The sequence below is a fragment of the Paenacidovorax caeni genome (genome assembly GCF_001298675.1).
Classification (GTDB): domain Bacteria; phylum Pseudomonadota; class Gammaproteobacteria; order Burkholderiales; family Burkholderiaceae_C; genus Paenacidovorax; species Paenacidovorax caeni.
The window spans coordinates 1-25,841 of sequence record NZ_CYIG01000045.1 but is presented as its reverse complement, the minus strand read 5'-3'; the positions used below and the strand labels follow the sequence as shown (position 1 = coordinate 25,841).

General features: G+C 67.7%; 19 protein-coding genes and 2 rRNA genes. 19 read left to right on the top strand and 2 right to left on the bottom strand.

Annotated elements, in window-relative coordinates:
- Both BN2503_RS15720 and rrf read left to right on the top strand, forming a co-directional pair.
- Positions 1-73: ribosomal RNA gene (locus tag BN2503_RS15720) — 23S ribosomal RNA — on the top strand; the annotation flags it as partial.
- Positions 74-181: 108 nt separating this feature from the next.
- Positions 182-294: ribosomal RNA gene (gene rrf, locus BN2503_RS15715) — 5S ribosomal RNA — on the top strand.
- 185 nt (positions 295-479) lie between these two features.
- Here the strand turns inward: rrf and BN2503_RS15710 are convergent.
- Positions 480-1,547 (bottom strand): MBL fold metallo-hydrolase, encoded by a 1,068-nt coding sequence (locus BN2503_RS15710; protein WP_054257585.1) that lies wholly within the window; start codon positions 1,545-1,547, stop codon positions 480-482.
- Positions 1,548-1,667: 120 nt separating this feature from the next.
- Here BN2503_RS15710 and BN2503_RS15705 point away from each other — a divergent pair, with 120 nt between their 5' ends.
- The 7 genes from BN2503_RS15705 (at position 1,668) to BN2503_RS15675 (ending at position 10,103) form a co-directional block, all read left to right on the top strand.
- Positions 1,668-2,072: a MerR family transcriptional regulator gene (locus BN2503_RS15705; protein WP_054257587.1), complete on the top strand. Its 405-nt coding sequence runs from the start codon at positions 1,668-1,670 to the stop codon at positions 2,070-2,072.
- 113 nt (positions 2,073-2,185) lie between these two features.
- Positions 2,186-2,569, top strand: a complete 384-nt coding sequence (locus BN2503_RS15700; protein ID WP_139235500.1) for a PaaI family thioesterase — start codon at positions 2,186-2,188, stop codon at positions 2,567-2,569.
- 34 nt (positions 2,570-2,603) lie between these two features.
- Entirely contained in the window at positions 2,604-3,791 is a 1,188-nt protein-coding gene (locus tag BN2503_RS15695) for an isovaleryl-CoA dehydrogenase (RefSeq protein WP_054257583.1), read from the top strand.
- A gap of 36 nt (positions 3,792-3,827) precedes the next feature.
- Positions 3,828-4,490, top strand: coding sequence for a carbonate dehydratase (gene can, locus BN2503_RS15690; protein ID WP_054257582.1), 663 nt, complete (start codon positions 3,828-3,830; stop codon positions 4,488-4,490).
- Between the two features lie 32 nt (positions 4,491-4,522).
- Positions 4,523-6,328: a bifunctional isocitrate dehydrogenase kinase/phosphatase gene (gene aceK / locus BN2503_RS15685; RefSeq protein ID WP_054257581.1), complete on the top strand. Its 1,806-nt coding sequence runs from the start codon at positions 4,523-4,525 to the stop codon at positions 6,326-6,328.
- 42 nt (positions 6,329-6,370) lie between these two features.
- The gene (locus BN2503_RS15680) at positions 6,371-7,552 is read left to right on the top strand and encodes an acetyl-CoA C-acyltransferase (protein WP_054257586.1); all 1,182 of its coding nucleotides are present in this window, start codon (positions 6,371-6,373) and stop codon (positions 7,550-7,552) included.
- Positions 7,553-7,745: 193 nt separating this feature from the next.
- Complete coding sequence (locus BN2503_RS15675) at positions 7,746-10,103, top strand: MFS transporter (RefSeq protein WP_139235498.1); 2,358 nt, start codon at positions 7,746-7,748, stop codon at positions 10,101-10,103.
- 77 nt (positions 10,104-10,180) lie between these two features.
- Here BN2503_RS15675 and BN2503_RS15670 read toward each other — a convergent pair whose 3' ends face one another.
- Positions 10,181-11,830 (bottom strand): lipocalin family protein, encoded by a 1,650-nt coding sequence (locus BN2503_RS15670; RefSeq protein ID WP_139235497.1) that lies wholly within the window; start codon positions 11,828-11,830, stop codon positions 10,181-10,183.
- Positions 11,831-12,278: 448 nt separating this feature from the next.
- Here BN2503_RS15670 and BN2503_RS15665 point away from each other — a divergent pair, with 448 nt between their 5' ends.
- The 10 genes from BN2503_RS15665 (at position 12,279) to BN2503_RS15620 (ending at position 25,480) form a co-directional block, all read left to right on the top strand.
- A complete protein-coding gene (locus BN2503_RS15665) occupies positions 12,279-13,322 on the top strand; it encodes an ABC transporter substrate-binding protein (protein ID WP_054257578.1) in 1,044 nt (347 codons plus the stop codon).
- The gene (locus BN2503_RS15660) at positions 13,319-14,002 is read left to right on the top strand and encodes a GNAT family N-acetyltransferase (protein WP_054257577.1); all 684 of its coding nucleotides are present in this window, start codon (positions 13,319-13,321) and stop codon (positions 14,000-14,002) included. The genes BN2503_RS15665 and BN2503_RS15660 overlap by 4 nt, the downstream gene beginning before the upstream one ends.
- The gene (alr, locus tag BN2503_RS15655; protein WP_054257576.1) at positions 13,999-15,135 is read left to right on the top strand and encodes an alanine racemase; all 1,137 of its coding nucleotides are present in this window, start codon (positions 13,999-14,001) and stop codon (positions 15,133-15,135) included. Before BN2503_RS15660 ends, alr begins: the two co-directional genes overlap by 4 nt.
- Positions 15,132-15,887 (top strand): hypothetical protein, encoded by a 756-nt coding sequence (locus BN2503_RS15650; protein WP_054257575.1) that lies wholly within the window; start codon positions 15,132-15,134, stop codon positions 15,885-15,887. Before alr ends, BN2503_RS15650 begins: the two co-directional genes overlap by 4 nt.
- Complete coding sequence (locus BN2503_RS15645; protein WP_054257574.1) at positions 15,877-16,665, top strand: hypothetical protein; 789 nt, start codon at positions 15,877-15,879, stop codon at positions 16,663-16,665. Before BN2503_RS15650 ends, BN2503_RS15645 begins: the two co-directional genes overlap by 11 nt.
- Positions 16,666-16,830: 165 nt before the next feature.
- Positions 16,831-18,849: a SpoIIE family protein phosphatase gene (locus BN2503_RS15640; RefSeq protein ID WP_054257573.1), complete on the top strand. Its 2,019-nt coding sequence runs from the start codon at positions 16,831-16,833 to the stop codon at positions 18,847-18,849.
- Positions 18,850-18,989: 140 nt separating this feature from the next.
- On the top strand, positions 18,990-20,156 hold the full coding sequence (locus BN2503_RS15635) for a LuxE/PaaK family acyltransferase (protein WP_054257572.1): 1,167 nt from the start codon (positions 18,990-18,992) through the stop codon (positions 20,154-20,156).
- Between the two features lie 10 nt (positions 20,157-20,166).
- Positions 20,167-22,692 (top strand): acyl-CoA reductase, encoded by a 2,526-nt coding sequence (locus BN2503_RS15630; protein WP_074930392.1) that lies wholly within the window; start codon positions 20,167-20,169, stop codon positions 22,690-22,692.
- Between the two features lie 3 nt (positions 22,693-22,695).
- Positions 22,696-23,976: a phenylacetate--CoA ligase family protein gene (locus tag BN2503_RS15625; protein ID WP_074930390.1), complete on the top strand. Its 1,281-nt coding sequence runs from the start codon at positions 22,696-22,698 to the stop codon at positions 23,974-23,976.
- Positions 23,969-25,480 carry a GNAT family N-acetyltransferase gene (locus BN2503_RS15620; RefSeq protein ID WP_054257569.1) on the top strand — a complete coding sequence of 504 codons (1,512 nt, stop codon included), beginning with the start codon at positions 23,969-23,971 and terminating at the stop codon, positions 25,478-25,480. The genes BN2503_RS15625 and BN2503_RS15620 overlap by 8 nt, the downstream gene beginning before the upstream one ends.
- Positions 25,481-25,841: the final 361 nt, after the last annotated feature.

Here is a 25,841-nt window from a genome sequence, read left to right as displayed (position 1 = left end):
TTGATAGGCTGGGTGTGGAAGCGCAGTAATGCGTTAAGCTAACCAGTACTAATTGCTCGTGCGGCTTGACCCTATAACTTTGACATACCGTCAAATTGTTATGCCAAGCACGCAATCAAATTAATGATTCGTCTCTATGAATTCGCTTGTATGCCTAAAACCATACAAGCAAAAGTTTAAGCCTGATGACCATAGCAAGTTGGAACCACTCCTTCCCATCCCGAACAGGACAGTGAAACGACTTCGCGCCGATGATAGTGCGGATTCCCGTGTGAAAGTAGGTCATCGTCAGGCTAATATTGTGAAACCCCCGTAGCTAGCAAGCTGCGGGGGTTTTTGTTTTGGGAATTTCACATCAAATGATTCGCTTAATCCGGTTTTAAAGAAGCCCCATGGGCTCTGAGAGCGAGTGGCTTCCTAATTTTTGTAGCACGCAGTCCTCGCGCCACGATGCGTGACACGAAGACGGTTGCTCGGGGTTAGGGAGTCGTGGAGAACCGGAAGACGCCGTCTTCCAGTTGGCGTTGCAGTTCCCCCCGATGCCATAGCGCATGCAGGTGCGCCAGCGCCTCGCCGATGGCAAAGGTGGTCTGGTGCGCATCGAGTGGGCGCTGGAAAAGTAGCGGCATGATGTCCCGTGCCGATTGGGGTTGCTGTGCACAGGCCGCACGCACTGTGGCCAGGTGTTGAGCGTGGTGTGCATGCAGTTGCTCGATCCGGGCGTGTAACCCCTGGAACGGTTTGCCGTGGGAAGGCAGTATCAGCGTACCCTGCGGCAGCGTGCGCAGGCGATCCAACGATGTCAGAAACAGCGTGAGCGGATCTGCCTCAGGCTCCGAGGCATAGACGCTGGCGTTGGTCGAGATGCGCGGCAGCACCATGTCACCACTGATGAGTACATCCAGTTCCGGGCAGTGCAACGCCATGTGCTCAGGGGCATGGCCATACCCCACATGGCAGTGCCAGGCGCGGCCGCCGATGCGCAGCACGTCACCGTCCAGCAGGCGGTGAAACTGCTGGGGCAGGCTCGGAACCAGGGTCGGGTAGTAGCGTCTGCGTGCACGCACATGGTCGAGGAAGGCTGGGTCGTTCAACCCATGTGCGGCGTAGAAGGCTGTGGCTGCCTCACTGCTGAACGCGGGTGAGCCCTGGCTGGCGGCGACGGCGGTGTAGTAGTCTGTCGCGCTGATCCACAGCCGTGCGTTCCAACGCTGGCACAGCCAGTCGGCCAAGCCGATGTGGTCCGGGTGCATGTGGGTGACAACCACACGCAGAATGGGGAGGCCGTCGAGCGCGTGTGCGAAAAGGTGCTCCCAATGGCTGCGCGCCTCTTCCGAGGCAATACAGCAGTCCACCACTGTCCAGCCGTCGACGGGCCCGCACTCGCTCGCTATACGGTCGCGCAGCAGCCAAAGGTTGATGTGGTCGAGTGCGAACGGCAAGGGCATGCGTACCCACTTCACGCCGGGCGCTACGTCGAGAGTGTGGCCTGCGGCCGGTAGCTGTTCGCCCCGGGGGTAGTGGATGGAAAAGGCGGGGCGGTTCATAGTGAGATCGCTTTGGGTTAGCATTGACGTTAACGTAAACGTCATTTTGATGACGATTGTAGAGATGGCTAGGTTGCTGCCCGGTCATCGATGCAACCCCGCCACTCTCCGCGCGATGCCATGGCCAGCACCACCACTTACACCATCAGCGACCTTGCCAAAGAGTTCGACCTCACTACGCGTGCCATGCGCTTTTATGAGGACATGGGCCTGCTGCAGCCCGAGCGCACCGGGCCGGGTGGGCGCAACCGCACCTACAGCCCGCGCGACCGTACCCGTCTGAAGCTGACCCTGCGCGCCAAACGCCTTGGCCTGTCGCTCACGGAGGCCAAGGAGATCATTGATCTCTACGACAGCCCGCGCGATACCAACGTGCAGTTGCAGAAGTTCCTCGACGTGCTGGCACAGCACCGCCGCCAGCTGGAGGGGCAAATGGCGGACCTGCAGGCGAACCTCGATGAGGTGAAGGAGCATGAGAAAGAGGCGCGTGCCCTGCTGGCCAAGGCAGGAAAAAATGCCGCATAATTGACGTTTACGTAAACGTAAATCTGGAGAGCGCCTTGACCCTGCCAACCTTTGAGCCGCGCTGCATCGACTATGCCCAGCGTGTGTGCGACAGCTTCGCGCTACAGGGTGCCATGCAGACCTTGGGGGCGCGCTTGGGTCTGCTGGTACCGGGCGCGGTCGATATTGAGCTGGATTGGGCCCAGGGACTGACGCAGCAACACGGATTCCTGCACGCAGGCATGGTGGCTACGGCGCTCGATTCGGCCTGCGGCTACGCCGGTTTTACCCTCATGCCTGCGGATGCGGCGGTGCTCACCATCGAATTCAAGATCAACCTTCTTGCGCCTGCCAAAGGGCAGCGTTTCCGTATGGAAGGCCGGGTGCTCAAGCCTGGCCGCACGATCACCGTGAGCCAGGGACGCGCCTTCGCCCTGGACGGTGACCAGGAAAAGCTGGTCGCCACCATGGATTGCACCTTGATGGCCGTGCAAGGGCGCGATGACCTGCGCGGCTGAACCTTCTTTGACCCACTGACCCAGGAGACATACCATGAGCCTTTCTAACCTGCCCGGCCTGAACTTCCAATTGGGCGAGGACATCGACGCCCTGCGTGACGCCGTGCGCGAATTCGCACAGAGCGAGATCGCGCCGCGCGCGGCCGAGATCGACCGCAACGACCAGTTCCCAATGGATCTGTGGCGCAAGATGGGTGACTTGGGCGTGCTGGGCATCACCGTGCCCGAGCAGTACGGCGGTGCCGACATGGGTTATCTGGCACACATGGTCGCCATGGAAGAAATCTCGCGGGCCAGCGCCTCGGTTGGTCTGTCCTATGGCGCGCACAGCAACCTGTGCGTGAACCAGATCAACCGCAATGGTAATGCGGCACAAAAGGCCAAGTATCTGCCCAAGCTGATTAGCGGCGAGCACGTTGGCGCCTTGGCCATGAGCGAGCCCGGTGCCGGCTCCGACGTCATCAGCATGAAGCTCAAGGCCGAAGACAAGGGCGGCTACTACCTGCTTAACGGTAGCAAGATGTGGATCACCAACGGCCCGGACGCCGACACGCTGGTGGTCTATGCCAAAACCGAACCCGAGTTGGGCGCGCGTGGTGTCACGGCCTTCCTGATTGAGAAGGGCATGAAAGGCTTCTCCATCGCCCAAAAGCTCGACAAGCTGGGCATGCGTGGCAGCCACACGGGCGAGTTGGTGTTCGAGAACGTTGAAGTGCCCGCCGAGAACGTGCTTGGCGGCGTGAACAACGGCGCCAAGGTGCTCATGAGTGGCCTGGACTACGAGCGCGCGGTGCTGACCGGCGGCCCCTTGGGCATCATGCAGTCGGTGATGGACAATGTGGTGCCCTACATCCATGACCGCAAGCAGTTCGGGCAAAGCATTGGCGAATTCCAGCTCATCCAGGGCAAGGTGGCCGACATGTACACCGTGCTGCAGGCGGGCCGCTCCTTCGCCTACACCGTGGCGAAGAACCTCGACATGCTTGGCACGGAGCACGTGCGCCAGGTGCGCAAGGACTGCGCCAGCGTGATCCTGTGGTGCGCTGAGAAGGCGACTTGGATGGCTGGCGAAGGTGTGCAGATTTTTGGCGGCAATGGCTACATCAACGAATACCCCCTGGGCCGTTTGTGGCGCGACGCCAAGCTGTACGAAATTGGCGCGGGTACCAGCGAGATCCGCCGCATGCTGATCGGCCGTGAATTGTTCGCGGAGACCTGCTGAGCCCTGCGCCATCCATAGACGACTTTAGGAAGCGACATGACTACGACCTCCATTGAAGACCTTTTTGTCCACAATCGCGCGTGGGCGTCCGATATGGAGCGCCAGCGCCCGGGCTTTTTCACCGGCCTGATGGCCCAGCAGAAGCCGCGCTACATGTGGATCGGCTGCTCTGACAGCCGCGTCCCGGCCAACCAGATCACAGGGCTGGAGCCGGGCGAGGTCTTTGTGCACCGCAACATTGCCAACGTGGTGGTGCCCACGGACCTGAACTGCCTGTCCACCATCCAGTACGCCGTGGACCAGCTCAAGGTGGAGCACCTGATGGTGGTGGGCCATTACGGCTGTGGCGGCGTGCTGGCGGCGCTTCAGGACGTCCGTATTGGCCTGGCCGACAACTGGATCCGCCACGTGAAAGACGTGCGCGACAAGCATGCTGCCCTGCTGGAGCAGCTGCCCGTGCAGTGGCGCCACGATGCGCTGTGTGAGCTCAACGCCATTGAGCAGGTGCTGAACGTCGCCCAATCCACCGTGATGCAGGACGCCTGGGCGCGCGGCCAGAAGGTGCAGATCCACAGCTGGTGCTACAGCCTGCAAAACGGCCTCATCACCAACCTGCATATGACCGTGCCCGATGTCAGTGGCTTGGACAAGGCCTACCGCGAGGCCGTGGCCATGGTGGCCGCGCGCGAGCGCGGCTGACGGCTGCTACACGCCAGATCACCGGCCAGGGCATGTATCCCGAGCGCCTCGATGCTCCCCAGGCCTACGACATCGCCAAGGCGATGCTCGACGGCTTCAATCGCCATTACCGGCTGTTTCGTACCGAGTCGGCGCGGGCCAAGCACCGCTTCGAGACCGCCGACTGGCACGGGCAGCAGCGTGCGCAGCGCGAACGCATCGAGTTCTACGACCTGCGCGTGCGCGAGTGCGTGCGCCGGCTCGAAAAGGAGTTCCAGGCCGGTGCGCAAGGCATGGACGTGTGGTACCAGGTCAAGCTGCACTACATCGGCCTGCTGGTGGCGCATTGCCAGCCTGAGCTGGCAGAGACCTTCTTCAACTCGGTGACCACCAAGATCCTGCACCGCACGCATTTCCACAACGACTTCATCTTCGTGCGCCCTGCCGTGAGCACGGAGTACATCGAGAGCCAGGATCCGGGCGCCCGCCCCAGCTACCGCGCCTACTACCCCCAGCCCGAGAGCCTGCGCGAGACGCTGGCGCAGGTCATCGCAGGCTTTGAATTGCAGCGCCCGTTCGAGGACTTGGAGCGCGACATCGGCTACGTGCTGGCCGCGATGCAGCCGCGCATCGCCGGCTTCAAGTTGCGCGCCAATTTCCAGATCCAGGTGCTCTCCAGCCTGTTCTTCCGCAACAAGGGGGCCTACCTTGTCGGCAAGGTCATCAACGGCTTTTCGTCCATGCCGTTCGCCCTGCCGATCCTGCACAACGAGGCAGGCCAGCTGTTCATCGACGCCGCCCTGTTCGGCGAGGACGACCTGTTGGCGCTGTTCAGCTTTGCGCGCGCCTACTTCATGGTCGATATGGAAGTGCCCAGCGCCTACGTGCAGTTCCTGGCCGGCCTCATGCCACGCAAGCCGCTTGCCGAGCTGTACAGCGCGCTCGGCCTGGCCAAGCAGGGCAAGACGCTGTTCTACCGCGAGTTCCTCTGGCACCTCAAACACTCCAGTGACCAACTGCGCATCGCGCCCGGCATCAAGGGCATGGTGATGCTGGTGTTCGACCTGCCCAGCTTTCCCTACGTGTTCAAGCTCATCAAGGACGAATTCCCGCCGCAGAAGGACACCACGCGCGAGCAGGTTGAATCGAAATACCAGCTCGTCAAGCGCCATGACCGCGTCGGGCGCATGGCCGACACCCTGGAGTACAGCCTGGTGGCGCTGCCCCGTGAGCGTTTTTCCGAGGCGCTGATGGCGGAGCTGCTGGCGCATGCGCCGGCGCAAATCGAGGTCAGCGACCGCGACGGCGACGGCCAGCAGGAAGTCATCATTCGCCACCTCTACATTGAGCGGCGCATGGTGCCGCTGAACCTGTACCTGCAGGAAGCCTTCGACGCCGGCCTGGACGACCCGCAGGCGCGCCAGCAGATGGAGCGCAGCGTGATCGACTATGGCAACGCCATCAAGGATCTGGTGGCCGCCAACATCTTTCCCGGCGACATGCTGTGGAAGAACTTCGGTGTCACGCGTGGCGGCAAGGTGGTGTTCTACGACTACGACGAAATCGAGTACCTGACCGACTGCCACTTCCGTGCCGTGCCGCCGCCGCGTTGCGAGGAGGATGAGCTGTCGGGCGAGGTCTGGTGGAAGGTCGGTCCGCGCGACGTCTTTCCTGAAACCTTCGCCCCCTTCCTGCTTGGCAACCCGGCCGTGCGCGAAGTCTTCATGCGCCACCACGCCGACCTGCTCACCCCGCAGTACTGGCAGGCGCAAAAGGAGCGCATCCAGCACGGCCATGTCCACGACGTTTTTCCCTACCCCGCCGAGCGCCGCTTTCCCGCCGGTGCCGCGCGGGCCTGAAATGGTTTCCTTTTCCCTCGACTCACTGCACAGGAGATGAACATGCAAGATCCCATCGTCATCGTTGGCGCCGCGCGCACGCCCATGGGCGCTTTCCAAGGCGACTTCGCCGACCTCGCGGCCCATGACCTGGGCGGCGCCGCCATCAAGGCCGCTGTCGCACGCGCCGGCATCGCGCCGGAGAAGGTGGACGAAGTGCTCTTCGGCAACTGCCTCATGGCGGGCCAGGGCCAGGCGCCTGCGCGCCAAGCCGGCTTCAAGGGCGGCCTGCCGCGCAGCACCGGGGCCGTGACGCTGTCGAAGATGTGCGGTGCTGGCATGGAGGCCACCATCCTGGCGCACGACCAGCTCGTCGCCGGCAGCCGCGACGTGATGGTTTCCGGCGGCATGGAGAGCATGACCAACGCCCCCTACCTGCTCAAGAAGGGCCGCGGCGGTTACCGCATGGGCCACGACAAGGTGTTCGACCACATGATGCTCGACGGCCTGGAAGACGCCTACGAGGCCGGCCGCTCCATGGGCACCTTTGGCGAGGATTGCGCCGCCAAGTACCATTTCACCCGTGAGCAGCAGGACAATTTCGCCATTGCCAGCGTCCAGCGTGCGCAGGAAGCTATCAAATCGGGAGCATTCAAGGCCGAGATCACGCCCGTCACCTTCACCACGCGCAAGGGCGAAGTCACCGTCGAGCAAGACGAAGGCCCGCTGAAGATCCGCCTCGACAAGATCCCCACCCTCAAGCCTGCGTTCAAGAAGGACGGCACCATCACCGCCGCCGCCAGCTCCAGCATCAACGACGGCGCCGCCGCCCTGGTGCTCATGCGCCAGTCCACGGCGCAGCAGCTTGGCTGCAAGCCGCTGGCGCGCATCGTGGCCCACGCCACGCACGCGCAAGAGCCCGAGTGGTTCACGACCGCCCCGGTCGGCGCCACGCAGAAGGCGCTGAAGAAGGCCGGCTGGAAGGCCGACGATGTGGATCTGTGGGAAATCAACGAGGCTTTCGCCGTCGTTCCCATGGCGCTGATGCACGACCTGAACGTGCCGCACGACAAGGTGAACGTCAACGGCGGCGCCTGCGCGCTGGGCCACCCCATCGGCGCCAGCGGCGCGCGCATCCTGGTCACGCTGCTGCACGCGCTGCAGGCGCGCGGCAAGAAAAAAGGCCTGGCCACGCTGTGCATCGGCGGTGGTGAGGCCACGGCCATGGCCATCGAACTGGTGTAAACCACCCCGGGAACTCCCGTTTTGATAGCTGCCAGCGCTTGCTTAGCAAGGGCTGGCAGCTATTTTTATTGAAATTTCAGCCGGAATGCGGCGTGCCGGGGCACGCCATATTTCCTTTTCCCTGCCCCGGGCTGGGCGCTAGCATCGCCGGGTGGCCGCCCCGCCACATGCCCCCGCCTTCCGCTGCCCCTTCATGCCCCGCTCTCCTTCCGTTGTTTCCATGGCCCGGCTGCTGTGGCGCTTTGCCGCCATGCTGGTCGGCATTGGCGCTGCCACCTTGCTGGCCAGCGGCCAGCTCACCGAGAACACCCTGCGCGCCGCACAGCAGGAGGCTTTCACGGCGCGCTTTCAGCTCATGGCGCAGCGTGCCGCCGCCGCGGCGGAAAACGCTCTGGCCCTGCGCGTGCCGCTCACGCCCGACGCACCCTTGGCCGGGTTGCTGGCGCGCGAAGCGGCCCTGGAGCCCGCCATGCGCTCCTTCGCCATTCTTTCCGCGCAGGAGCAGCCACTGTTGTCGGCGCCGCTCCCCCCCGCGCCGCCGCAGGCCACCGATGTGGCCACGGCCCAGGTGCGCGCCGCCATCCGCAACGACCTGGGGGAAACCGTGGGTGCGGCCCTGCTGCGTTACGACGACCAGGCGCTGCGCAGGGCGCAGCAGCACCTGCACGATGCCGTCTGGCACGCCGTGTGGCCGGCGTTGCTACTGTGGTGCGGTGCCCTGGGCGGGTTGTGCTGGGCCCTGGTGCGCAGGCTGCGCCGCCATGCCGGACCGCTGCCCGTTCCAGGGGGCGAGCGCGGGGTGCTGGCCGCTGCTGCCGCGCTGGGGCTGGGCCTGGCACTGGCCTGGGTGGGCTGGCAGGCCAGTGCCGCCGGGCAGGCCAGCATCCAGCCCGACCAGCTGGCCAAGGCGCGCGCCGTGGCGCGCTCCAGCGCCGCGCTGGTTGCCCGAGCGCTGGAAGTGGGCGTGCCCGCGCAGGAGCTGGTGGGCGTGCCCGCGCACGCTGCCGCGCTGCAGGCGCAAAGTCCCGAAATCATGGCCCTGGCCGTGCGCACCCCCGGCGGCCAGTGGCTGGCCGGGGAGCAGCCCGCCCCCGGGGCCTGGACGGTGGCAGCCCCGGCCTTGGTGGCGGGTGTGCCGCAGGCAGAGGTAGTGCTGACGCTTGACCCCAGCGTGCTGGCCCGCAAGCTGCAGGCCACGCTGCTGGACATGGCTTTCCTCGGGGCTGTGTGCCTGCTCATGGCGCTGGAGTGGGTGGCGCTGGGGCTGGGCACGCGCGGCGCGCGCGCCCTGGCCGCGTGGGAGGCACGCCGCAGCCGCCTTGCACGGCGGCCCCAGCCGCGCCCGGGGCGTGGCCTGGGGGCGGCCACCGTGCGCCCCGCGCTGTTCCTGTTCATGCTGGCCGAGGAGCTGACGCGCCCCTTCCTGCCCACCTGGGCACGCACGCTGGCGCCGGGGGACTGGGGCCTGTCGCCCAACATGCTCGCCAGCCTGCCGCTGGTGGTGTTCCTGGCCGTGGTGGCGCTGCTGCAATGGCCGCTGGCCGCCTGGTCCGAGCGCTTTGGGCGCCGCCGGGGCGTGGTGCTCGGGGCGCTGCTGGGCGCGGCCGGGCTGGCCTGGGCAGCGGCCTGGCCCAGCTATGGCGCACTCGTGGCAGGGCGCTTGCTGGGGGCACTGGGGTTCGCCATGGTGTTCGTCTCGGCACAGGGGGCGGTAATCGACGGCTCTTCGGCGCAGGACCGCGCGCGCAGCCTGGCGCAGTTCGTGCGCGCCATTCTGGTCGCGGGGCTGTGCGGGCCGCCCCTGGGTGGGCTGGCCGCTGACCGTTGGGGCGTCCCGGCGGCCTTTGCGCTGGCGGCGTGCGCGGCCTTGCTGGCAGCGCTGGTGGCCTGGGGGCAGATGCCACGCCCGGCTGCGCTTGCGGTGCCCGTGCCCGCGTCTGCTCAACCTTTGCCTGGATCGCTGCGCCAGCCGGGGCTGGCTGCGCTGCTGCTGGGCTGCGCGCTGCCCGCCAAACTGCTGCTGGCGGCCCTGTGCTTCTATCTGCTGCCCATGCATTTGCAAGACATGGGACACGGCAGTGCCGTCACCGGCCGGCTGCAGACCATCTACCCGCTGACCATGGTGCTGTTGGTGCCGCTGGCGGCGCGCCTGGCCGATCGCTGGGGCCAGCGCAGCCGCTTCGTGCTTCTGGGGGGGCTGATGGCGGGGGGCAGCGCCGTGCTGGCATGGCCGGGCGGGGGGGGCGTGTGGCCCTTGGCACTGGTGTTGCTGGGCCTGGGCGTGGGGCAGGCGCTGTCCATCACGCCGCAGTCGGCCTTGATCGCCGACCTGGCACGCAGCCTGCCCGCGCGCCAGGGGGGCGGGGTGCTGGGGCTGTTTCGGCTCACCGAGCGTGGCGGCAGCGCACTGGGCCCCGCCGTGGGCGCATGGCTGCTGCCGGTGCTGGGCTTCGGCCCGGCTGTGGCGGCGGTGGGGGCGCTGGTGCTGGGGGGCAGCCTGGCCTACGGCTGGAGCCTGCGCACTGCCCAGGCCGCGAAACGCGCGGCCTGACCGCCTTTTGCCAGCCATCCTTCACGCGCCACCGTTTCAGGGGGGCGCCGGGGATGGCCGGGCGGGTGCGCAACCGTTCAGAGTTTGCCGATGGGCTGCATTTCCAGCCAGGCGGTGCCGCTCACGGGCTTGCCGTCGAGCGTACCGCTGACATTGCCCAAGCCTTCATAAACGTAGCGGTTAAGGACACCGAGCTCTTGTTCCGGCCAATCCATGGTTACTGTCAAATTGGCAGGGCGGGCACCACCGAGTTTGACCGTGTACTTCGTGTAGTAGCTGGCGCCCGACGCTGGGCTGCGCCATTCACTGCCACGGATGGGCTCGATTTTGATGTCTTGCAGATTCCAGCGGTATTCAGGTTCGAGCACGCCATTCGGGTTTTTCTTTGCATCCGCACCGAAAAGCGAACTCACTTGGTAGTTGCTCAGCTTGGTGCCCACCCGGGTGGTCATGATCGCCTGCTCTTTGCCATCCGCCCCTTTGATTTGCATGATGAAGAAAGACCAGGACGCATCCTTGATGACGTTGATGGCCGCATCTTCAAAGGTCTGGTACACCACGTCCATCCACAGCAGGCCGCCCGTTCCCTTGGCCGTAACGGTGCCACTGTCGTCGTACTTGACTTCAAAGTTCACCACCTTGAGGTAGGGCGCGGAGTAGTAATAAGAGCCCTGGCCCGTCAGCGGATTCTGGGTCGCTGCCAGATATTTCTCGACGGAGCCGCCAAAGTGGCTGCGCACCACGTTTTCCTGCTCCGGCAGCAACCAGTTGGGCAGGAAGGCATTGGCGCCGAACCCTTCGCTGACAAAACCCATGCTGTCTTCCACCAAGATGTTGGTGGTCATCAGCTTGCCTTGTGCGTCCTGGCCCGAGGAGGTAATCCGATAGCGCGCGCCTTTCTGGCCAAAGGTGCCTGAAACCAGCTGCGCCCTGGTTTGGTTCTGCGGCAAGGCAGCGCCTGGGAGGTTTGGCGTGGTAACGCTCGCGTCCCACGGTTGGTGTTGAAGGGATATTTGATTCAATACCCCGGCAACGCCGAAAGAACCGCTGGTGCGAAAGCCGGCAATATTGCGCGTACCAATCCCCGAGCCCGCCATGATGACGGGCACGCGCGTACTCAGCGTGCCCTCTGAAATCGGTTGGTTCAGGCGCTGCAGCAAACTGAAATAGGCCAGGCGATTGCTGCCCTCGTCTTCCAGGTACCCAAAAAAGCAGTATGCCTGCAAGGAAATTCCGGGCTGGTCGTAAGAGAGGAATTTCTCCAGCCCGGCCTGGCTTTGGCTTTGGGCCAGGTGGGTGTTGTTGGCGTAATAAAGCGCCGCCAAACCTAAATTGTCAATCACCACTTTGTTGTCACCGGCCTGTACCCGTACGGGTTCCAGCGTGGTTCCCAACAGTGCATCGTCCGGCATGAAGGCGGAGCTGCGAATTTGGTAAGCACCAGCTTCGGGGAGCGAGAATTTGACCTGGGCATATTGGCTGCCAGGGGAAACTTCCACATGCGCCCGATCCACCGGCTTGCCGTCCTGGGTTAAAAGCTCCACCTGGAATTTCTGGATGCCGTTTTTCAGCAATTGCACACCTTGGTGCACATCATCGGCAGTCTTGGGCTGGGTGTTCAGCGCCACGGACAAAGAGGCTGAACTGTTGCCGCCACAACCTGCCAACAGGCCCGCCAGGAAAATAGAGATACCGGCCCATCGGCTTAGCCGGGTTAAATTGTTCATATGTAATTCCATTTTTTAAGAGGCTGTTTCATATCCCAAGTGCAAACGCCAGGGGCACTGAAATTTGCACAGTGGATCGCCATGAAGGGCGCCATTCTGGACAGGTTTGGCGGTGTCAGGGCACCGCTGTCGTTACTTTGCCTACCACCCCTCAAATTACCCAATTTCAGGGATATGGCACCGAGGCGGGAATCCCTACAATCCGTTCCCTTTGGCATCCGTTTTCTGGTGTTTTTGACTGCTAAGCCATGCCGATAAAGCGCTAGCAGCTATGAAAATAGGAGCTTCGTGCCCCTTGCGCCCGCACGCAGGCTGCATCCTCTGGTCGCTTGCGTTGTTGCGGGCAGGGCTGCCGGGGCTGCGCAGGTGGCCAGCCCAGACGGCACGGCGCGCGCGGCTGCCAAAAAATCCTGGTTTGCTGTCAAAACCTTGTGAGAGACTGCCCGTCATGTCACGCCGCCGCTTTCTTCAACACTGTCTGCACGGCGCCGGCCTGCCCCTGCTGGCACCGCTGGCTGCCCCGGCCGCCCCGCTGGTCGGCAAGCCCCTGCACATCCTGATGATCACCTTCCGCGGTGAGACTGATGTGGACAAGGGCTTTCGCGCCTACCTCGCCGAGGCGGGGCTGCAGGTGCGCTACACCGTGCGCGACGTGCAGCAGGACGTGGGCCGCATCCCGGCCATCCTGCAGGAGGCGCGCGCGCTGGCGCCCGATCTCATCTACGTCTGGGGCACACCCATCACCCTGGCCGTGGTCGGTGCCTACGACGACCCCGACCGGCAGCACTTCATCCACGACATTCCCGTGGTGTTCGCCCTCGTGGCAGCGCCTGTGCGTTCGCGCATCGTCGAGCGCCTGGAGGCGCCAGGGCGCAACGTGACCGGCGCCGTGCACGTGGTGCCGTTCGACGTGCAGCTGCGCGTCATGCAGCGCTACCGCCCGCTGCAAAAGCTCGGCGTGCTGTACACCGGCTCCGAGCCGAACTCGCGCGCCATCGTCGAGGGCGCGCGCGCCACTTGCCAGGACAGCGGCGTGGCGCTGCTGGAGCGCACCTTCCGCACCAACGCCCAGGGCCAGCCCACGGCCGACGGCGTGGAGGAGCTGGTGGCGCAGCTCCAGGCCGAGGGTGCCCAGTGGCTCTATCTGCTGCCCGACACCTTTCTGGGCTCGGTCTATGCGCGCGTGACCCCCGCGGCGCTGCAGGCCAAGCTGCCCTGCTTCGGCGCGGCCGAGCTGGCCGTGCGCTCGGGGGCCGCGCTCACCGGGCTGGTCAGCCGCTATTACTCGGTGGGCCAGCTCGCCGGGGCCAAGGCGGTCGAGATACTCGTGGGGGGCAAGTCGCCCGCCACCATCCCGGTGGAGCGGCTCAAGCGCTTTTCGCTGCTGGTGAACATGCGCGTGGCGCACAGCCTGCGCCTGTATCCGCCGATCGACATGCTCAACTACGCCGAAGTCATTGCCGTGGGCGATGCCCCTCCTATCGCGTCATGAGCCACAGCCCCTTGCCTTCTGCTTCACTGACCCTGGCGGCGCTGGATTGGCGCCTGCTGCAGCCCGAAGACCTGCCGGCCATGCACGCGCTGCACCTGTGCAGCATCGAGGGCATGGCGGCGCAGACCGTCAAGCCCGAAACGCGCGAATTCCTGCACGGCCTGCTCCTGGGGCGTGGCCGTGTCATCGGCGCCTGGCACGGCGCCGCGCTGGCGGCGTACGGCGTGCTGCAGCACGACCTGCTGGCGCAGGACGATCCGCGCGCGCTGCTCGGCCTGGCGCCCGGCCAGGTGCTGTACAAGCTGGCCGGCGCGGCCGTGGCACCCGCATGGCGTGGCCAGGGCCTGCAGCGCCAGCTGATCGCACGGCGCGTGGCCTGGGCCGGCGATGCGGCACTGTTCGCCACGGCAGCCCCCGGCAATGTGCCCAGTTGGCGCAGCCTGCTGGCCTGCGGTTTTACGGTGCGCGCGCTGCAGTACCGCTACGGTGGCCATGCGCGCTACCTGCTGGCGCGGCTACCGGGCGCGGCGCTGGCGCAGGGGGCGCCTGCCCGGGAGCTGGCGCAGGATGACATACCGGGCCAGGAAGCCCTGCTGGCCCAGGGCTGGCAGGGCATCGCCCCGGGCCAGGCGCCAGGCAGCCTGCGCCTGGTGGCGCCGACCGGAGGCGGGCAACCATGAACGCCACGTACGACGGGCCGCGCCTGGCCCTGGATTTCGACGCGCTGGCGCACAACTGGCGCACCGTGTGCGCGGCCGGCATGGGCCAACCCGTGGGCGCCGTGGTGAAAAACGATGCCTATGGCTTGGGCGTGGCGGCGGTGGTGCCGCGGCTGTGGGCCCTGGGCTGCCGCGAGTTCTGGGTGGCCACGCTGCACGAGGCACTGGCCGTGCGCCACAGCCTGCGCGATGCCGCTGCGGGTGCGGCGCGTATCCTGGTGCTCAACGGGCTGGCCGGTACCCGCCCGGAAGACTTCGCTGCGCAGGGGCTGACGCCGGTGCTCACCGGCCCCCACGAACTGGCGCCGCTGGCGGGCTACGCTGCGCGCACCGGTGCCCGCCTGCCAGTGGCCGTGCATCTGGACACGGGCCTGACCCGCCTGGGCTTTGGCGCCGCGCAGCTGCCGGCGCTGCAACCCCAGGGCGCCTTGTGGCGCGATGCGCAGGTCACCCACTGGGTCACCCACCTGGGGCGCTTTCATGACCCCGAGGCACCGCAGTGCCTGCTGCAGCGCGAGCGCTTCGTCGAATGGACACGGCAACTGCCCGCGGCGCTGCGCAGCATCGCCACCTCGTCCAGCGTGTTTGCCGGGCCTGGCTGGCATTTCGACCACGCCCGCGTGGGCAGCGCCCTGTGGGGGGTGCCCGCCAGCCAGCGGGCAACCCCCATGCTGCGCCCGGTGGCCAGCCTGCACGCGCCTGTGCTGCGTGTGGCCGACGTGCCTGCGGGCACCGAGGTGGGCTACGCCGGCAGCTACACCACGCCGGGGCCCCGGCGCATCGCCACCGTGGCCCTGGGCTATGGCGATGGCTTGCCGTTCTCCCTGGTGAACCGCGGGTACCTCGTGCTGGCGGGGCGGCACGTGCCCATCGTCGGCGGCGTGGCCATGGGCATGGTGGCCGTGGATGTCAGCGCCTGCGCACCCGGCGAGGTGCGGCCCGGCATGTGGGCCGAGGTGTACGGCGCCCAGCAGTCGGTGCAGGCGCTGGCCGCCGCGGCCGGCGTGGCCGCGAACGTGCTGCTTGCTTTGTCGGCCCGGCTGGCGCCGCGCAGTGCGGCCTGGCAGGAAGAAGCTCCGGAGGTCGTGGCATGAGGCTGCTCACCCGCATTTACGCCATTGCCCTGCTGGGGCTGCTGGCGTTGCTGGCGGCGTTGCTGCTGCTGGCGCAGCAGGCCCAGCAAACGCGGCAGGCGGAGCTGCAGGCCCTGCGTGACGGCCACCTGCTGCGCAACCTGCGCACGGCGGCCGAGAATTACCTGGCCACGGGGCTGCAGCTGGAGCAGCTCGAAATCCTGCAACAGGTCATTGCGCGCGAGCAGGCGGCGTTCGCCGGCGTGGTGGCCATTGACGTGTTCGCCGCCGGTGGCACGGTGCTCTACAGCACCGACGTAGGCAACCGCGGCACCCAGGTGCCCGAGGGCTGGCGCGCCTGGCTGGCGCGCGACCTGCCGTGGGACAGTGCCGCGCCCGGCCAGCGCCAGATCGGCACCCGCTTCGAGAACGACCTGGGCCAGGCGGCTGGGGGCATCGTGGTCACCTTCTCCACCGTGCCCGTGCCGCTCACGCTGGCCCAGTGGTACGAGCGCGGCCAGCAGGCGGTGCAGTGGCTGGCCATGCTGGCGCTGGCGGGCGCGGCCGTGGCGGCGCTGCTGTACGCTGGGCTGCGGCAGGCGCTCAAGCCGTATGGCGATGCGGCACGCGTGCTGCAGGGCGCGTCCCCGCCGCCGGGCGTGGCCACGCCCCTGGTCCAGGCCGCGCAGGCCCAGCGCGCGCAGTGGGACGCTGCGCGCCAGCGCACCCAGCAAGGCATGCGGCAACTGGAGGAGCTCGACCATGGGGTATGACAGCGCATGGCAGGACCTGCGCTGGCGCGTCGGCCTGTGGGTGTTCGCGGTGCTGGTGGGCGTGGGCAGCGCCTGTGCCGCCTGGACGTTGCACGGGCTGCGCGCCAGTGGCGAGCGTGCCGCGAACCAGGACGTGCAGGCCATCGCCCAGTCCATCGCGCAGACCCTGGCCCAGCAGCTCGGCCGCGCGGTGCGCTTGGGCATTCCGCTGGACGAATTGCCTGGCGTTCCGCCCTACCTGGAGGCCACCCTGAAGCGCCAGCCCGTGCTCAGTGCGCTGGCCGTGGAGCAGGCCGACGGCACGCCGCTGCACGCCGTCGGGCGGCCACTGGCGCCGGGGGCGGTGCGCGTGCCCATCGTGGCGGGTGCCGCGCCTGCGGGGTTTGTGGCGGCAGGCACCGAGAGCGCGGCCCCGCTGCAGGGCAGCCAGGGGCAGGCCTTGTGGATCAGTGCGGTGGCGGTGCTGGGGATTGCACTGGCCGCGGCACTCTGGGCGGCCCTGCGCCCCGGCGCCCGCCTGGAGGCACAGCGCCGCGCCGTTCTGGCACGGCTGCAGCAAGGGCGCAGTGACGGCCTGCCACCGCCCGAGGGGCGAGGGCACGCTGATGGATTGCAACTGGTGCTCGACACCCTGGCCCAGGGCGACGACGAGCAGCGCGCCGCGCACGCTGCCCTGCAGGCTTACGCGCACGAGCTGCTGACCATGGATTTCGACGGCCACATGCGCGCGGGCATCGAGCGCATCGTGCGCCAGTGCGCGCAGGATGAGCTGAAATGAAACACCCCTTGAGTCGCGTCGCACCTTCCCCCTCTCTCCACGCGCTGCGCGCTATGGGCGGGGGGCGCCGCCCGTGCGGCGGGTTAGTCCTTGCGCGGCGGCGCTCGCTTTGGTTGCGCCCGTGTCATGCGCTGCGCGTGGTGCCTGGCGCCCAGGAGCCCTGACATGTTGCTGCGCACACGTATTACCGGAATCGCTGCGGCGGGGCTGCTGTTTTCCGCCCTGGGCTTGCTGGGCGGCAGCCTGCTGCACGAGCAGCTGCTGCGCCAGCGCCTGGCCGCCACCGCCCAGAGCGCGCAGGCCGCGCTGTGGGCCGAGGCGCTGGCCGCCGAGGATCGCACGCTGGATGAATCCATCGACAAGCTGCTGCTGGTGCCTCAATTCCAGCGCGGCGTGCGACTGGGCGAGCGCGACGACCTGGACGTAGCCATGGCGCGCGAAGGGTTGCGCCCTGGGCCGGACCAGCCACTGGCCCTGGTGGCGCTGCTGGGCATGGGCAGCGCACCGATGCTCTGGGGGCAGACGCTGGACAGCCCGCTGCTCGACGCCGACAGCCTGGAGCGGGCCAGCGTGGGCGACGCCGTGGACGGCCTGCGCCTGGTTGGCAGCAGCAAGGTGCTGGTGCTGGCCACGCGCCGCCTGGCGGGGCAGGGCGACGCCGCCGTGCTGGTGCTGGCGCGCGACGCCCGCCATGCCCTGGCGCAGATGGCCCAGCGCACGGGCGCGGCGGTGGCCCTGCTCGATCTGCACGGGCGTCTGCTGCGCACCACCGATACCGCGTTATGGCAGGCAGCGGCCCCGCACGTGGCGCTGCGCGGTGCGCAATACGCCGAACTGGAGCTGAACGCGCGCAGCTACACCGTCAGCAGCATGCCGGTGAACGACCTGGCCGGCCATGCGGCGGGCACACTCGTGACGCTGACCGACCACACCCAGGACGCCGAGGCCAGCCGCTTCCTGGAGCGCCTGGCGCTGGGCGGCACCGCAGCGCTGGTACTGGCCGTGCTGCTGGGGCTGAACTGGTACCTGCGGCGCAGCCTGCAACCGCTGGAAAAATCCATCGACGCGCTGCAGGCCCTGGCCCAGGGCGACGCCAGCGTGCACCTGCCCTACAGCGGCAATGACGAGATTGGGCGCATCGCGCAGGCCGTGGCCACCTTCCGGCGCAACGCGCAGGAGCTGGCCGCCACGCGCGCGCTGCGCGAGCGCGTGCGCCGCCGCCAGGAGCGCCTGCTGCGCACCAAGCTGCAGGCGCTGGCCCAGGCGACGCACCAGCCGCTCGATTTCGAGGCCGGGCGCAGCGACGAGGAGCAGCTGCGCCAGCTCGCGGGGGTGATGAACGAGCTGTCGGGCCGCCTCATCGACCAGCACCAGCGCCTCACCGGCATGGTGCAGGAGCTGCGCGAGGCGCTCATCACCAAGAACCGCCTGGCCGGGCTGGAGCAGGAGCTGCAGATCGCCGCACAGGTGCAGCTCAGCATCCTGCCGCGCCAGCCGCCGCAGGACGCGCGCGTGCAACTGCACTGCCACATCACGCCAGCGCGCGAGGTGGGGGGCGACTTCTACGACTACTTCTTCATCGACCACGCGCACCTGGGCTTCGTCATCGCCGACGTGTCGGGCAAGGGCGTGCCGGCGGCGCTGTTCATGACCATCACGCGCACGCTGCTCAAGGCCACGGCGCAGTTCATCGCCGAGCCCACGCGCTGCGTGGCGCAGCTCAACGACCTGCTGGCGGCGGAGAACGACCAGATGATGTTCGTCACGCTGTTCTACGGCGTGCTGCACCTGGAGAGTGGGCATGTGCGCTACGTCAACGCCGGGCACAACCCGCCCTACCTGCTGCGCGGCGACGGCAGCGTGGCGCCGCTGGCGCGCACGGGCGGCGTGGCCGTGGCGGTGAGCGAGGGCTTTGTGTACCGCCATGGCAGCGTCGATCTGCAGGCCGGCGACCAGCTCTTCCTCTACACCGACGGCGTGACCGAGGCTTTCGACCCCGATGGGCAGGAGTACGGCGACGCACGCCTGGCCCAGGCCCTGCACGCCGCGCTGGCCGCCACCGACCACGCGCCCGCGCACATCGCGGCCCAGGTGCTGGCCGACGTGCACGCCTTCGAGCGCGGCGCGCCCCAGGCCGACGACATCACCTGCGTCGCGCTGCGCTACCTGGGGCTTCAAAAATAGGAGCTGCTAGCGCTTGATTGGTCAAGGTTTTGGTGCGTTTTGATCGTGAAAGTACCGTCAATCAAGCGCTAGCAGCTACTGAAAAAGTAGCGATACGTTCCCCCGTAACGACAGTGACCCAGCCCTCCTGAGGACTTGCCTTGAAAATACCCTGCGACCCTTGCGACAGCGCCACTGCGGCCCCCGACAGCGTGCAGCGCTTTTGCGCCCACACCACGCCCTACCTGCCTGAAGCGCACACCGATGCGCAATTCATCGCCGCCATGCGCGACCTCACACGCTGGCACCAGCAGCGCTCGCCCTGGTACCGCGCGCTGCTGGCGCAGCAGGGCGTGCAGGTGGATGCGCTGGCCACGCTGGACGACCTCGTCGCCCTGCCGCCCGTGCATGCCAACTTCTTCAAGCAGCACGAGGTGCTGTCGGTACCTGAAGACGCCGTGGCGCTGCACCTCACCTCCTCAGGCACGACGGGGCAAAAGTCGCAGATGTTCTTCGACGCCTTCACCATCGGCAACGCCCGGCGCATGGTGGACGACGTGATGCAGGCGCGCGGCGTGGCCAGCAGCGCGCCAGCCAACTACCTGGTCAACGCCTACGAGCCCTACGAGGGCCTGCGTGTGGGCACCTCCAACACCAACCAGTACCTGATGCGCTACGCGCCGCCGGCCAAGGTGTTCTGGTCGCTGCGCGCGGTAGGCGAGGGCCAGCACGAATTCGACGCCTTCGGCGCCCTGGCGGCGCTGCAGGACTATGCGCAGGACGGCGTGCCCACACGCATCATCGGCTTTCCGGCCTTTCTGCACTTCGCGCTGCAGCGCATGCAGCGCCTGGGGATGGCGCCGCTGCGCCTGCCCGAAGGCAGCTGCGTGATCTTCGGCGGCGGCTGGAAGGGCCACGCCGACCAGGCCATCGCCAAAGATGCGCTGCACGCCAGCATCAGCCACTGGCTGGGCATCGCGCCCGAGCGCATCGTCGAAACCTTTGGCGCGGTGGAGCACAGCATTCCCTACGTCGGCTGTACCCACCACCACCTGCATGCGCCCATGTGGTCGCGCGTGCTGGTGCGCGATGTGCGCACCCTCGCCCCTGTGCCCGACGGCCAGCCGGGCTTCCTGTCCTTCCTCTCGCCCTACATCACTTCGGTGCCCGCGCACAGCGTGGTCATGGGCGACCTGGCCGTACGCCACCCTGCGGGCAGCTGTGGCTGCGGCTGCCCCACGCCGTGGTTCGAGGTGCTGGGCCGCGCCGGTACCTCCAGCAACAAGAGCTGCGCCGCAGCGGCGGCGGATCTGCTGCCCTCGGCCTGAAAGGAATGCCATGCCAACAACCGACTTGACCTCTGAAACCGGCGCGCACTACTGGTTTGGCCAGTGGATGGACGCCGATGCCTTGCCCCAGGCCCTGCAAGGGCTGGGCGCGCACGTGGATGCCACGCTGCCCCGGCCCTTCCCGCTGCAGGCGCTGCTGGCAGCTTGCGACCAACTGGCGCAGCAATTGCAGGCGCGCAGCGGCTGCTATGGCGCACTGTTCGAAGAAGCCTGCCGCACCTGCCCGGCCGAGGACGCCGCCGCCATGCTGCAGGCCATGGCTGCCATGCTGGCGCGCGACGCCATGCAGGAAAAGCTGCGCAGCGAACTCGGCAGCGCCCACCCTGGCGCGCTGCAGCGGCGCTATCCTGGGCGCCAGTACGAGGCCTGGGCGCCTTGTGGCTGCGTGGTACACGTGGCGCCGTCCAACGTGTTCACGGCCGCCGCCATGGGCCTGGTCGAAGGGCTGATGGCGGGCAACGTCAACGTGGTCAAAATCAGTGCGCGCGATGGCCGCGTGGCCGCGCTGTTCGCCGCCGCGCTGGCTGCGGCCGACCCGAGCGGCCAGCTCGCTGCCTACATGGCCGTGCTGCGCCTGCCATCGAGTGACCAAAGCGCGCTGCGCCAGCTCTTTGCCTGTGCCGACGTGGTCTCGGCCTGGGGCGGCGAGAAGGCCGTGGCCGCCGTGCGCGCGCTGGTGCCCGCCCACGCGCGCCTGGTGACCTGGGGGCACAAGGTGTCGTTCGGCTATCTGGCAGCGGACTGCCTGGACGACGACACCGCGCTGGAAGGCTTCGCGCGCGACATCTGCCGCCTGGACCAGCAGGCCTGCTCCAGCCCGCAGACCCTGATGGTGGAAACCGACACGGCCGGCCTGCACGCCGTGGCCGCGCGCCTGGCGGCGCTGCTGGCACGCGTCTCGCCCCAAATTCCCGGGCAGGCGCCCGATAGCGCCGAGCAAGCCGAGATCACGACCGTGCTCAGCGTGGCGCGCTGCGAGGCGCCGCTGGGCCTGACGGCCATCACCGAAGACCCGCAAGGCCAGTGGCGCATCGTGCTCGACACACGCCCCGGCCTGCGCCCTTCGCCGCTGTTTCGCACCATCTGGCTCAAGCCAGTGCAGCGTGCGCAACTGGCCGCTCTGCTGCGCCCCATGCGCGCCTGGCTACAGACTTGCGGGCTCGCTGCCGGCCTGGCCAGTATGGCGCCCCTGACGCGCGTGCTGCTGTCGGCAGGCGTGAGCCGCATCACCCGCCCCGGCGAAATGGTGGACAGCTACCTGGGCGCGCCGCACGACGGCGTGTACGCGCTGCAGCAACTGGCGCGGCGCGTGTCGGTCGATGGGCCACCCGTGCTCCAACACTTTGGCCAGCTCGATGCGCTGGAGCCACCGCAAATGCTACCCGCGCCGCGCGTGCCGATTCTGGACAAAAGTGGCTTTCAGTCGCTCGAAACGCGCGACCCGCACGCTGGTTTGGTGGTGCGCAGTGGCGGCTCCAGCGGCAAGGTGGCGTATTCCAGCTTCCGCTGGGCCGACTACCACACCCAGATGGCCGCCACGGCCGACGGCATGGTAGCCGCAGGGCTCGACCCGGCCACCGACCGTGTGATGAACCTGTTCGCCGCAGGCCACCTGTACGGCGGCTTCATTAGCTTTTGGACCATCCTGGAGCACCTGCGTGTGCTGCAGCTGCCCATGGCGCTGCTGCCCGACTACGAACTCATCGCCGAGCAGATCATCGAGCACCAGGCCAACACCCTGGTTGGCGTGCCGCCGCACCTGCTGGCGCTGTTCACCGCGCAGGGCGAGCGCCTGCGGGCCTGGGGCGGGGTGAAAAAAATCTTCTACGGCGGCGAGCCGCTGTCGGCTGCGCAAGAGCGCTTTTTGACCGAGGAATGCGGCGTAGCGCTGGTGCGCTCGGCCGCCTACGGCTCCAACGACGCGGGCCCCATGGGCTACCAGTGCCTGCACAGCGGCGGCACCGTACACCACCTGCACACGCGGCTGCAGACGCTGGAAATCGTCGAGCTGGAGCGCGATGCCCCGGTGCAGGGCGATGCCGTGGGCCGCTTGCTGTTCACGCCGCTGGCACGCAGCGCGCCGCGCATCGAGCGCTACGAGATCGGCGACATGGGCCGCTGGGTGCCTGGCCCCTGTGCCTGCGGCCGCCAGGAGCCGCGCTTCGAGCTGCTCGGGCGCCTGGGGGACGTGTTCAAGGCCGGTCCGCTGATGAACTACCGCCATTTCGCCGATACGCTGGGCCAGCGCTTCGGCTACGCCGGGCCGGTGCAGCTGCACCTGCAAAGCGATGGCCCGCGCACGCTGCTCGACATCTGGGTCAGCGACCTGTGGGACGAGCGCCGCAGCGATGCCGTGGTGGCCGAGCTGTTCGCCAGCTACGAGCCGCTGCAGTGCGTGGCCGAGGCCGCGCTGCCGTTCGTGCTGCGCATCCGCCGCGTGCCCGATGCCGACTTTGTGCGCAACGCCGCCAGCGGCAAGCTCATCCATGTGTGCGACCACCGCGCCGGAGCCTGACCCATGTCTTCTTTCCCCCCCGACCACGCCTTGGGCGAGCTGCTGGCCTTCGTGCGCGCGCACTCGCCGTTCTACAAAGACTTCTACGCGGCGGTCCCCCCAGGCAGTACGCGGCTGACCGACTACCCGGTGCTCGACAGCCAACGCTTTTGGGCGGCCAACACGGTGCAGGACAACCAGGTGTTCACCGCGCCGGTCACCGAAGGCATCACCTTCAAGAGCGGCGGCACCACCGGCCAGCCCAAGTACTCGGTGTTCACGCACGCTGAATGGCGCAGCTTTACCGACGCCTTCGGGCAGGGCATGCGCCGTGCCGGGCTGCAGCCCGGCGACCGCATCGGCAACCTGTTCTATGCGGGCAAGCTGTACGCGTCGTTTCTGTTCATCGCGCGCTCCATTGAGGCAGCGGGCGTGGGCATCTGCTACCCCATCGCGGGCGATGACCTCGACGAAATCCTCGCCACTTGGCGCCAGTTCGACCTGAACGTGCTCGCCGGTGTGCCCACCACGCTGATGAAGCTGCTGGAGCGGCTCACACCCGAGGACCGCGCGCGCCTGCGCCTGCAAACCTTTTTGTACGGTGGCGAGCCCATGTTCGAGGACCAGATCGCCGCCGTGCAGGCTGTGTTCCCCGGCTGCCAGGTGCGCTCCATCGGCGTGGCGGGGGTGGACTACGGCGAGCTGGGCTGGGCCAGCCCGGGCGGCGCGCCAGGCGTGCACCACTGCTTTGACGCGAGCACCGTGATGGAGCTGCTGGACGAGCACGGCCAGCCCATCGAAGCCATGGGCCAGCCTGGGCGCATCGTGCTCACCAACATGCACCGCAGGCTCATGCCCATCGTGCGCTACCCGGTGGGCGACCAGGGCGAATGGCTTGATCCCCACGGCACGCCAGCGCGGCGCTTTCGCCTGCTCGGGCGCACCGAGGAAGGCGCGCGCATCGGCCCCATGACGCTGTACATCGACGACGTGCGCCAAGCGCTGCACGCGCTGGAGCAGTCTGGCACGCCCCTGGGCCTCAAGGACTTTCAGCTCGTCATCACGCACCACGACCGGCGCGACGCCTGCTGCCTGCGCATCGCCGTGGCCGACCCTGGGGCACAGGATGCGCAGGTGGGCCAGCGTGTGGTGGATGGAATCTACGCCGCACGCCCCATGTTCCACGATCTGCTGGCGCAGTCCCTGGTGCACCCGCTGGCGGTGCAGTGGGTGGCGCTGTCGGCGCTGCACACCAACCCGCGCACCGGCAAGCTGCTGCGCGTGGTCGATCAGCGCCATGGCTGAGCCCACCGCCGTCGCCCCCTGGTTGCACCTGAGCCTGCCCGCCACGGTGCAGGCGCTCGGCCCCCTGCAGGCGCTGGTGCTGGCCCAGGCGCAGGCGCTGGGTTTTGGACACGCCGTGCAGCAACGTATGCGCGCGGCTTGCGATGAGGCCCTGGCCACCATCTTGCGCCTGAGCCACGACGCCAGCGCCGACGCCGACAACGTGCTACAGGCTCACCTGGGCGTGGAAGATGGCGCGCTGCTGCTGCGCCTGAGCGACAACGGCCTGCCCTACGACATGAGCCTGCTGCCGTCCTACAACCCGCGTCGCCCCGAGCAGGCGGGCGAGGACGCGGCGGGCCTGGCGGCCTTCTTGATGCAAAAGCTCGCCGACCGCTGCCTGGTGCTGAACCAGGGGCAACAGGGCCACCATGTCGAGCTGCACTGGCGCCTGCCCGATGGCGTGGCAGAGCCCGCAGCGGCCCAAGCCGCCGCCGCGCAGCAAACGCCCGCGCCCACAGGGCCCGAGCCCACCATCCGCCCACTGCAGGCGCCGGACGCCATTCACCTGGCACGGCTCATGTACCGCAGCTACGGCTACTCCTACGTCAACCCCGACATGTACATCGCCGAGCGCATTCTGGCGAGGGTAGATGACGGGCGCCTCACGTCCTGGGTGGCGGCCGTGCCCGGCGAGGCCGCGCCCGTAGGCCACATCGCCTTCATGAAGGGCCACCGTGACGACGACACGCTGGAAGTTGGCGCCGCCGTGGTGGCGCCGCAGCAGCGCGGCGGCGGGCTGCTGGGCGCGCTGCTGTCCACCGCCACCGAGGCGCTGCGCCAGCGCCCTGAGCGCGCGGCCTTCGTGCACGCCGTCACGGCGCACCCTTTTACGCAGAAAACCTTTGGCCGCCTGGGCTACCTGCCCACGGCGCTGCTGCTGGCCTACACACCGGCCAGCCTGCGCTTTCGCAGCATTGGCGCGCGCCCCACGGGCGAGCGCGGCAGCGTGTACTACGCCTGCAAGCTGCTGCGCCCGGCCGCGCCACAGCCCGTGTACCTGCCCGAGGCACTGCAGCCGCTGGTGCTGCCGCGCGCGCACGACATCGGCCTGCCGCTGCGGCCCCAGCCCCTGCCCGCGGCGCCGTTGGAAGGCAGCACCGACCTGCAGGTGCAGGCCGAGCCTGCGCTCAACGCCGCCTTCCTCACGCTGCGCCACGCGGGGGCCGACCTGGCGCCCGTGCTGCGCCGCACCCTGCGCCAGCTGTGCCGCGCACACATAGACGTGGTGTACCTGAGCCTGGACCTGGGCCAGCGCGCCACCGGCGCCGCCTGCACCGAGGCGCTGGGGCTGGGCTTTATTGCCGCCGGGCTCACGCCCTTCATGCCCTGGCCCGCCACGCTGTGCCTGCAGTACCTGAACAACCAGACGCTGGAGGAAGCGCGGGTGTGCGCCGTAGGCCCCGCCGCCGAGGAATTGCGCAGCGCGGTCTTCACGGCCTACCGGGCGCAGGAGCTGTTGTAGGCGCTATGGAATAAGGAGCTGCTGGCGCTTGTTGTGCAAGGAATTCAGATGCTTTTGTTTCTGAATGGCTTGCGTAGAAAGCGCCGGCAGCTCCTTTTTTGAGAGCGTCGCATGAAACTGGCACGGCCCAGGACAGGCCGCCGCGGAGCTGGCTTTGCCAGGCCGCTGGCTGCGTCCCCCTCCCACGCGCAGCGTGAGAGAGGGGGAAGCGCCGCCGCCGCTTGTATCTTCCATCCAGACCGTCGCGGTAGAGTTTGACTGCCGTAAAGGTAGCCAGACCGGCCCGTGCAGTTTGGTAGCCGCTGGGGTGTTCGAGCCCGTCCCTGAGTACAGAACGCACGGCCACCGCGCAGGTCTTCAT